The sequence below is a fragment of the Nonomuraea lactucae genome (assembly GCF_003313395.1).
In the GTDB taxonomy this organism is placed as follows: Bacteria; Actinomycetota; Actinomycetes; order Streptosporangiales; family Streptosporangiaceae; genus Nonomuraea; species Nonomuraea lactucae.
Genome location: NZ_QNFZ01001055.1, coordinates 19,724 through 28,303, shown reverse-complemented (window position 1 = coordinate 28,303; position 8,580 = coordinate 19,724). Strand labels below are relative to the sequence as shown.

The 8,580-nt window shown below is 70.2% G+C and carries 8 protein-coding genes; 4 read left to right on the top strand and 4 right to left on the bottom strand.

Annotated features, from left to right (window positions below):
* The 4 genes from DQW85_RS47835 to DQW85_RS41190 form a co-directional block, all read right to left on the bottom strand.
* Nucleotides 1–164, bottom strand: a 164-nt coding sequence (locus DQW85_RS47835) for an oxidoreductase (RefSeq protein WP_476703628.1), incomplete at its 3' end; no start/stop codon positions are given.
* A gap of 86 nt (nt 165–250) precedes the next feature.
* Complete coding sequence (locus DQW85_RS41200; RefSeq protein ID WP_113705158.1) at nt 251–1,639, bottom strand: amidase family protein; 1,389 nt, start codon at nt 1,637–1,639, stop codon at nt 251–253.
* Between the two features lie 98 nt (nt 1,640–1,737).
* Nucleotides 1,738–3,219, bottom strand: a complete 1,482-nt coding sequence (locus DQW85_RS41195; protein WP_113705157.1) for an MFS transporter — start codon at nt 3,217–3,219, stop codon at nt 1,738–1,740.
* 186 nt (nt 3,220–3,405) lie between these two features.
* The gene (locus DQW85_RS41190; protein ID WP_162795785.1) at nt 3,406–3,945 is read right to left on the bottom strand and encodes a MarR family winged helix-turn-helix transcriptional regulator; all 540 of its coding nucleotides are present in this window, start codon (nt 3,943–3,945) and stop codon (nt 3,406–3,408) included.
* Between the two features lie 180 nt (nt 3,946–4,125).
* Here DQW85_RS41190 and DQW85_RS41185 point away from each other — a divergent pair, with 180 nt between their 5' ends.
* The 4 genes from DQW85_RS41185 (at nt 4,126) to dapA (ending at nt 8,564) form a co-directional block, all read left to right on the top strand.
* Entirely contained in the window at nt 4,126–4,650 is a 525-nt protein-coding gene (locus tag DQW85_RS41185) for a flavin reductase family protein (RefSeq protein WP_113705156.1), read from the top strand.
* An 88-nt stretch (nt 4,651–4,738) separates the two neighbouring features.
* Nucleotides 4,739–6,193: a 4-hydroxyphenylacetate 3-monooxygenase, oxygenase component gene (gene hpaB / locus DQW85_RS41180; RefSeq protein WP_113705155.1), complete on the top strand. Its 1,455-nt coding sequence runs from the start codon at nt 4,739–4,741 to the stop codon at nt 6,191–6,193.
* Nucleotides 6,193–7,647, top strand: coding sequence for a fumarylacetoacetate hydrolase family protein (locus DQW85_RS41175; protein ID WP_113705154.1), 1,455 nt, complete (start codon nt 6,193–6,195; stop codon nt 7,645–7,647). The genes hpaB and DQW85_RS41175 overlap by 1 nt, the downstream gene beginning before the upstream one ends.
* Entirely contained in the window at nt 7,644–8,564 is a 921-nt protein-coding gene (dapA, locus tag DQW85_RS41170) for a 4-hydroxy-tetrahydrodipicolinate synthase (protein WP_113705153.1), read from the top strand. The genes DQW85_RS41175 and dapA overlap by 4 nt, the downstream gene beginning before the upstream one ends.
* The last annotated feature ends 16 nt before the right edge of the window (nt 8,565–8,580 follow it).

The window sequence follows — 8,580 nt, the reverse complement described above, 5'->3', positions numbered from 1 at the left end:
GTGATGATCAGCCCCATCGACGCCCGCTGAGCGTAGTACTCGGCGTTCAACTCGGTCGGCACCCCCTCAGGGGTGGATCGGTTCCGCGTCATCGGAGCCATCGCGAGCCGGTGTTCCAGACGGATGTCACCCACGGTCACGGGGTTCCACAGATGTGTGGTCATCGAAGCCTCCAGAGCTTTATGTGGCTGGCCACGTAAAGCTAACACAAATTACGTGGCTAGCCAAGTAACTCGGTTGAGGCAGCCTTTTATGACGCGAGCAGCTTCTGCACCTGCGCGCCCACCGCCAGGAGCGAGCGGTCGGTGAGTACCCAGCCGTCCAGGGCGAGCCCCACGGGGAGCCCGCCCGACGCCCGTGGAATCGGCACGGTCAGTCCGGGCAGCCCGGCGAGGCTGCCGGGACCCGTGTTGCGGATGAAGGCCTCGAAGGCCGGCAACGGTTCGCCGCCGACGTCGACGAGGCCGGCGGCGTCCCCGAGTGCCGCCGCACAGCGAGGCGTGGTCGGGAAGACGAGCGCGTCGATGCCGTGCGTGTGGAACGCATCGTGATAGGAGGCGCGCAGCCAGGCGCGTCCGTTCGTCAGGGCCGCCTGGTAGTGCTCCTCCGCAATGGCCCTGGGAGCGCCTTGCACCACCATGTCGATGAACGCGCGCCGGACAGCCGGGTCGATGATCCTGTCGGCGAGGTCGGCGAGGCTTGTCGACGGCACGTACCTGGCGAGGTAGGCGGTCAGCTCCCGGCGTGCCTCGTACAGCGTGATGGGGAAGCCGATCTCTCTCTCGACCGCCTCGAAATCCGGCAGCTGGACGTCGACCAGCGTGACGCCGTGCGCGCGCAGCCTGTCCAGGGCGCCCTGGAACGCTTCGGCCGTCTCGGCACCGAGCCACCGGGTGAAGTAGCCGCCGGGCACACCGAGTCGCAGCCGGTGCGGCACCATGACGGCGAGTCCCGTGTCCGTGCCGGCCAGCACCGCGTCCAGCAGACCGATGTCGGCGACGGTGCGGGCGATGGGCCCGACGACGTCTCTGGTGGACGAGAGCGGGGTCACCGCGCCGGCGGGGTAGCGTCCTGGGGTGGGGCGCAGGCCGCAGACTCCGTTGAGCGCGGCCGGGATGCGCACCGAGCCTCCGGTGTCGGTCCCCAGCCCGGCGAGGGCGCCATAGGCCACGGCGACCGCCGTTCCGCCGCTGCTGCCGCCTGCGAAGCATCCGGGCTCGTGGGCGTTGCGGACCGGCCCGGACGCGGAGCCCGCGCTGGTGGCCCCGAACGACAGCTCGTGCATGCCGGTCTTGCCGATGACGAACGCGCCCGCGGACCGCAGGCGGCCCACCACCGGGGCGTCGGCGTCGGGGACGAAGCCGGCGAGTGCCGGTGTCCCCGCGGTGTTCGGCAGGCCGGCGACGTGGATGTTGTCCTTGACCACGATCGGCACGCCGTGGAGAAGGCCGGTGCCCGGCGTGCGGTCCGCTGCCCGGGCCGCGCTGAGTGCGCGCTCGTGGTCGAGGGTGATGAACGCCCCGAGTCCGGCGTGCCGTTCGGCCTCCCGCAGCAGGTCCTCGGTGAGTGTCCGGCTGGTCAGGGTGCCCTGGCGCAGGCGGGTGACAGCGGTCGTGAGGGTCAGGGGGCCGGAGTCCATCGCCGCGGTACCTCCCGGTCAGGAGCTGTTGGGACGGGGAGGGGGCTTCGTGCCGTGCGCCGGCAGGAAGCCCCCGGAGCGGGAGGCGGATCGCCGGATCAGGGAGAGATGTCTTCCAGACTCCGGTTGCGCGTGCGCACTGTGAACTGTACGGCGACCGCGGCGAGGAGGAGGAACCCGCTGATGATGGCGAACACGCCGAGCAACGACACGTGCGGGAGTACGGGCACGACGAGGAAGAGCGCCGCCCCTGCGCCCGCGTGGCCGATGCCGTCCACCAGGGCGTAGCCGGTGGTGCGGTTGCGCGTGGGGAAGCTCTCGGCCGTCAGCGCGTACATCGGGGAGACCCAGATGTTGAAGCCGAAGAAGAGCACGATCGCGCCGAGGCTGGCCAGGAGGAGGTTTCCGCCGGACAGGGCGATGATGACTCCGCCGACCAGGTTGAGCGCGGCGGCGATCCACACCCACTGCTGGCGTTCGAGTCTCTCCACGTACAAGTAGGTGAAGACCCCGGTCGCCACGAAGCCGAGGGTTCCGATGGCGCCGATCATGCCGGCCTCGGCCGGTGAGTAGTTCTGGGCGCTGAGTACGGCGGTGAAACCACCGGCGTAGGTGTAGAGGACGACGCACCCGAGGAGCATGGTCAGCAGGAGTCCGGGGATTCGCAGCCGGTAGCGGGAGTCGCGGAGCAACGCCAGGTAGGAGCCCGTCGTGTCGGCGGCGGAGCTGACGGTCAGGGGCTGCGGTTCGGCGAGAGGCCCCTTCCGGGCGGCGCGGCTCTCCATGGCGGTGACGACGCGGTCGGCTTCGGCGATCCTGCCGCGCAGCAGCAGCCAGCGTGGTGACTCCGGCAACTCGAAGCGGCAGACGACGGCGATGACCGCCAGCGCGCCTCCTATGGCGAACATCCATCGCCAGCCGCTGGTGAAGGCGGAGGAGGCCAGGGCGAAGGGCAGGCCGTGCGGCCAAGGGGCGGCCGGGGTGGTGAGCAGCAGGCCGAGCCAGATGCCGACGAGGGCGCCGACCGCGGACATCGTGAAGATCAGCGAGGTGTACTTGGCGCGGCCACGCCGGGGGGCGACTTCGTTGATGTAGACGTTCATGACGGCGATGTCGGCGCCGACTCCGATGCCGGTGATGAACCGGGACAGGTTCAGGTTGGTCATGTCCATGGCCATCGCGGAGTAGACGGAGCCCACTCCTGTGATGAGCATGGTGATCATGAGCATGTGCCGGCGTCCGGTCCGGTCCGAGAGCGGGCTCAGGATGAGGGTTCCGATCCCGTAGCCGACCAGGTGGTAGAGCACGGGTGGGCCGAGGTGGTCCACGGCCGTCTGCGGGGTGCATCGTTCCACGATCTGCGTGCAGGCCTGCACGAAGGCGACGTTGATGTCGAAGATGTCGTACAGGATGAACAGCGAGCCTGTGCCGATGATGCCGATGAACATGGCGGAGAGCGACCACACGTCGAGCCGTTCCAGCCGTGCCAGGATGTGGGCGGCGTCTTCGGGGGAGGTGGTGGCCGCCGCCGCGTTGGGCGGGCCTTCGTTGGGTTCGAGCCTCTGTTCGGTGGAGTCCATCGCGTGCTCCGTTTGGTGTTGGCCAGGGGGGCGGGAGTTCTGCCGGGTCTCGGACGCGCGCAATGTCGGAGTCGACGGCGCAGGCGGCTGCGGGGATGACCACAGCAGAAGTAATCAATGCTTTGATTAAACGCAGACTGTACGCCGCCGCCTCCGGGTTGTGAACCCCCCGGCTCGAACCACCCGTCAGAGGCGGTGGCGGGCGTCGATACGGACCGAGTGGGAGGTCAGCTTCTCCAGCAGGGAGATCAGGGTGGCGCGTTCGTCCTCGTCGAGGGTGGCGGCCCAGGCCTGTTCGCGCGCGTTGTGGACCTGGAACGCCTCGGCGATGGCCTGCGTGCCGTGCCCGGTCAGGCCGAGCAGGACCGCCCGCCGGTCGCGCGGGTCGCGCCTCTTGGTGACCAGGCCCTCCCGCTCAAGGGTGGCGACGAGGGCGGAGACGGCGGCCCGGCTCATCCCGGACAGCTCGGCGACTCTCTTGGCCTCCAGCGGACCCGCGAGCCAGATGACGAACAGCACCCTGAATCCGGCCCAGGACCAGCCGCGCGGCCGGTGGACGCTGGACTCCAGATCATAAACGATCATGTTCGCGGCGCGGTGGAGAGTGAACACCAGGCGCATCGCGAGCGGGTCCACCTCGGGCAGCTGCCGGACCGTGCGCTCGATGGCGTAGTCGATGAAGGACCAGAAATCGAGATCTTCGCCGTCGGGCTGCTCCTGGGACACATCCGGAGTCTAGTTGGCCGCCGGTGGGGCCGTAGTCGCCGACGCGGACGTCCCGGGGTTCACACGGGGGCTGTGGTGAGGTAGCGTGCCATTAATCAAAGGTTTGATTAATTGATCGTCCGTGATGCGCCGGACGCCCCCCGCCTCCGCCACCGCCGTTGTGAAGGGGAGTCACACGTCATGTCCCACACACTCGTCCCTGAAGCCCAGCAGGCCACACCGCCCAGCCCGGGGGCTCTGCGCGCGTGCATGTCGCGGTTCGCCACCGGCGTGACGGTGGTGACGTTCACGGGAGTCGACGGCCCCCGCGGCGTCACGATGAACTCCTTCACCGCCGCTTCGGCGGATCCCCCACTGGTCCTGATCAGCGTCGCCCGGCGGGCGCGCTGCCACGACACACTGATCGGCGGCCCGTTCTGCGTGAACATCCTGGGGGCCGAGCAGGAGAGCCTTGCCCGGCTGTTCGCCGGGGCGACGGGGCTCACCGAGCCGCGCTGGGCGCCCGGAACCCGGGTCCCCCGCCTGGCGAATCCGCTCGCCTGGGTGGAGTGCGAACCGTGGCGCTCCTACGACGGCGGCGACCACACCCTCGTCCTCGGCCGGGTCACCGGGCTCGGCCACCGCGACGGCGATGCCCTGACCTACGCCTGGAGCCGTTTCGGCACCGCCGTGGAGACCGCGGAAGGCATCGAGGTCCTGAACTGACATCCCCGTCCGGCCGCCGTCCGGCCCGCGTACCCGACCGACCTTCCCTGTCGCGAAGCCTTCTGACCAGCCCGCAAGGAGAACGACCATGGCCGCCCGTACCGGCAAGGAATTCCTCGATCGTCTGTCCGGCTCCCGTCCCACCGTGCACATCCAGGGCGAGACCCTGGTCGGCGGTATCCAGGATCACCCCGCCTTCCGGAACGTGGTCCGCAGCTACGCCGAGCTCTACGACCTGCAGCACGCGCCCGAACACCGAGACGTCCTGACCCACCCGTCCCCCACGTCCGGTGAACCGGTGGGCACCGCCTTCCTCACCCCGCGGACCCCGCAGGACCTGGTCAAGCGCCGCGAAGCGTTCAAGGTGTGGGCCGACCACAGCATGGGCATGCTCGGCCGCACCGGCGACTACATGAACAGCTCGCTGATGTCGCTCGCCTCGGCGGCCGACTGGTTCGCCCAGTCCGATCCCGCCTTCGGGGAGAACATCCGCCGCTACGTCGAGAAGGTCCGGGAAGAGGACCTGCTGTGCACCCACACCCTGATACCGCCGCAGGTCAACCGGGCCGTGGCCGGAACGCAGCAGGGCGGGGGGAAGCTGGCGGCCCGTATCGTCAAGGAGGACGACAACGGGGTGGTGATCCGGGGCGCGCGGATGCTCGCCACCATCGCGCCGTTCGCCGACGAGATGCTGGTCTTTCCCTCGACCGTGCTGCGCGGCACGCCCGAGGACAAGCCCTACTCGTACGCGTTCGCCGTCCCCAACGACGCCAAGGGCCTGCGCTACATCGCCCGTGAGCCGCTGGACTACGACCGGCCGCGCCACGACCACCCGCTCGGCTCCCGCTTCGACGAGTCCGACGCGGTCGTCGTCTTCGACGACGTGCACGTGCCGTACGAGCGGTGCTTCGTCCTGGGGGACGCGGAGCTCTGCAACGGCTTCTACACCCGCACCTCGGCCACCGCGCACATGACCCACCAGGTCGTCACCCGTACCGCCGCCAAGACCGAGTACATCCTCGGGCTGGTGTCGCTGCTCACCGAGGCCATCGCCATCGAGCAGTTCCAGCACGTCCAGGAGGACGTCGCCGAGGTGATCTCGACGCTGGAGACGCTCCGGGCCTTCCTGCGCGCGGCGGAGGCGGACGCCGAGGTCAACGAGTACGGCGTGCTCACCCCCGCCTGGGTGCCGCTGAACACCGCCCGCAACCTGTATCCCAAGCTCTACCAGCGCTTCCCGCAGATCCTGCGCAAACTCGGCGCCTCCGGCCTGATGGCCACCCCCACCGAGGCCGACGTCTTCGGCCCGGCGGCCGGCGACATCCACAGCTACCTGCAGTCGGCGACCCTGAGCGGCGAGGAGCGCGTCAAGCTGTTCCGGCTGGTGTGGGACACGTGCGTCTCCGCCTTCTCCAGCCGCCAGGCGCTGTACGAGTACTACTTCTTCGGTGACCCGGTGCGGATGGCCGGCGCCTACGTCAACTCCTACGACCGCGAGCCGTACCGGGCGAAGGTCCAGGCGTTCCTCGACCGGGCCTCGTGATGACACACCCGCTGGGCGGCCCGCCATCGAAGATCATCGCGGTCCACCTCAACTATCCCAGCCGCGCCAGGGAACGCGGGCGGCTGCCTTCCCATCCTTCGTACTTCCTCAAACCGCCGTCCTCGCTCGCGGGCACGGGGCAGCCGCTCGTCCGGCCGCGCGGCTGCGAACTGATGGCGTTCGAGGGAGAGATCGCCCTGGTCATCGGCGGCCGTGCGCGGCGTGTCCCTCCCGAGCGCGGCTGGAGCCATGTGCGCTGGGTCACCGCGGCCAACGACGCCGGCGTGTACGACCTGCGCCACGCCGACCGCGGCTCCAACCTCCGGTCCAAGGGGGCCGACGGCTTCACCCCCATCGGCCCCCGGCTGCTCGACGCCCGCTCCCTCGACCCGGCCGCGCTGCGCCTGCGCACCTGGGTCAACGGTGAACGGGTGCAGGAGGACAGCACCGAGGACCTGCTCTTCCCTTTCGCGGACCTGATCGCGGACCTGTCCCGGCTGGTGACCCTGGAACCTGGGGACGTGATCCTGACCGGCACTCCGGCCGGCGCCTCGGTGGTCGCTCCCGGTGACGTCGTCGAGGTGGAGGTCGCCGGCGGCGGCCTGAGCACCGGGCGGCTGCGCAACCCCGTCACGGAGGCAGGACACGACCTGGAGCCGTGGGGAGCCATGCCCCAGGTGGACGGCGCCGAGCGGGCCGCGGCCTGGGGCGATGCCGGACGGTCGCAGCCGCCGCTCGGCGAGCGCGTCGAGGACGGCCTGCGCTCGGTCGCCGTGGCGACCCTCAGCGCGCAACTCCGCAAAAGGGGTCTGCCGAACATGAGCGTCGACGGCGTGCGCCCGACCCGGCCCGCCGACAAGATGGTCGGAGTCGCCCACACCCTGCGCTATCTGCCTCTGCGCGAGGACCTCTTCGCCCGTTACGGCGGCGGCATGAACGCCCAGAAGCGCGCCGTGGAGGAGCTGGCGCCGGGCCAGGTCCTGGTGATGGACGCACGAGGCGAACCCGGCGCGGGCACCATCGGCGACATCCTGGCACTGCGCGCCCTACGGCGCGGCGCGGCCGGTGTCGTCACCGACGGCGGGTTGCGCGACAGCGCCGCCGTCGCCGCGCTCGACCTGCCGGTCTACTACGCGGCCGAACACCCGTCGGTGCTCGGACGCCGTCATCTGCCCTGGGAGACCGGTGTCCCGGTCGCCTGCGGCGGCGCCCTGGTGCAGCCCGGCGACATCGTCGTCGGTGACGCCGACGGGGTGGTGATCGTTCCGCCCGGCATGGCCGAGGAGCTGATCGCCGACTGCGTCGAGCAGGAGACTCAGGAGCGTTTCATCACCGAACAGGTGCTCGCCGGCCAGAGCATCGACGGCCTCTACCCCCTCTCCCCGCGCTGGCACGAGCCGTACCAGCGGTGGCTCAGCAGCCGTGCCCCTCGACCCGATGGAGACAAGTCATGAAATTTCGCAGCAACCCATCCGAGATCCGGGGGTCCATCGCCCCGGTGGTCACCCCGTTCACCGACGACGGCGCAGTGGACCACGACAGTCTCAGGGCGCTGGTCCGCTGGCAGCTGGAGTCCGGATCGCACGGCATCTCGCTCGGCGGCTCGACCGGAGAGCCGAGCGCCCAGTCGGTCGCCGAGCGCATCGCCGCGATGCGCACCGCCGCCGCGGAGATCGCCGACCGGGCCCCCTTCCTGCCCGGGACCGGCTCGCACAAGCTGGAGGAGACTCTGGAGCTCACCGCGGCGGCGCGGGACCTGGGCGCGGACGCCGCGCTGGTCATCACCCCGTACTACGCGCGCCCCACGCAGGAGGCGCTCTACAAGTGGTATGCCGCCGTGGCCCGGGAGTTCCCCGATCTGCCGCTGGTCATCTACAACGTGCCGTCGCGCACCGCCGTGGACGTCTCCCCCGAGACCGTCCAGCGGCTCTTCCGCGACTTCGACAACGTCGTCGGCATCAAGGAGACCACCAAGGACTTCGAGCACTTCTCCCGCGTGCTGCACGCCTGCGGCCGGGACCTGCTGGTGTGGTCGGGGATCGAGCTGCTCTGCCTGCCGCTGCTGGCACTCGGGGGCGCCGGGTTCGTCAGTGCCGTGGCCAACCTGGCTCCGAGCACCGTGGCCCGGATGTACGAGCTCTGGGACAAGGGCGACCACGAAGGCGCCCGCGACCTGCACTACCGCCTGCACCCGCTGGTGGACCTGCTGTTCGTGGAAACCAACCCCGCCCCCGCCAAGTGGGTGCTGCACCGGCAGGGCCGCATCGCCTCCGGCCACGTCCGCCCGCCGCTGACCCCGCCCACCGAAAAGGGTCTCACCCGCATCCGGGCGCTGCTCGCCCAGGGCGGCGACCTCACCGGACAGATCTGAGAAGAGGAGGAGTCCG

Coding starts and splice junctions, on each gene's coding strand:
- DQW85_RS41195 (WP_113705157.1), bottom strand. CDS start 3,219: ATGGACTCCACCGAACAGAGGCTCGAACCCAACGAAGGCCCGCCCAAC.
- DQW85_RS41175 (WP_113705154.1), top strand. CDS start 6,193: ATGACACACCCGCTGGGCGGCCCGCCATCGAAGATCATCGCGGTCCAC.
- dapA (WP_113705153.1), top strand. CDS start 7,644: ATGAAATTTCGCAGCAACCCATCCGAGATCCGGGGGTCCATCGCCCCG.
- hpaB (WP_113705155.1), top strand. CDS start 4,739: ATGGCCGCCCGTACCGGCAAGGAATTCCTCGATCGTCTGTCCGGCTCC.
- DQW85_RS41185 (WP_113705156.1), top strand. CDS start 4,126: ATGTCCCACACACTCGTCCCTGAAGCCCAGCAGGCCACACCGCCCAGC.
- DQW85_RS41200 (WP_113705158.1), bottom strand. CDS start 1,639: ATGGACTCCGGCCCCCTGACCCTCACGACCGCTGTCACCCGCCTGCGC.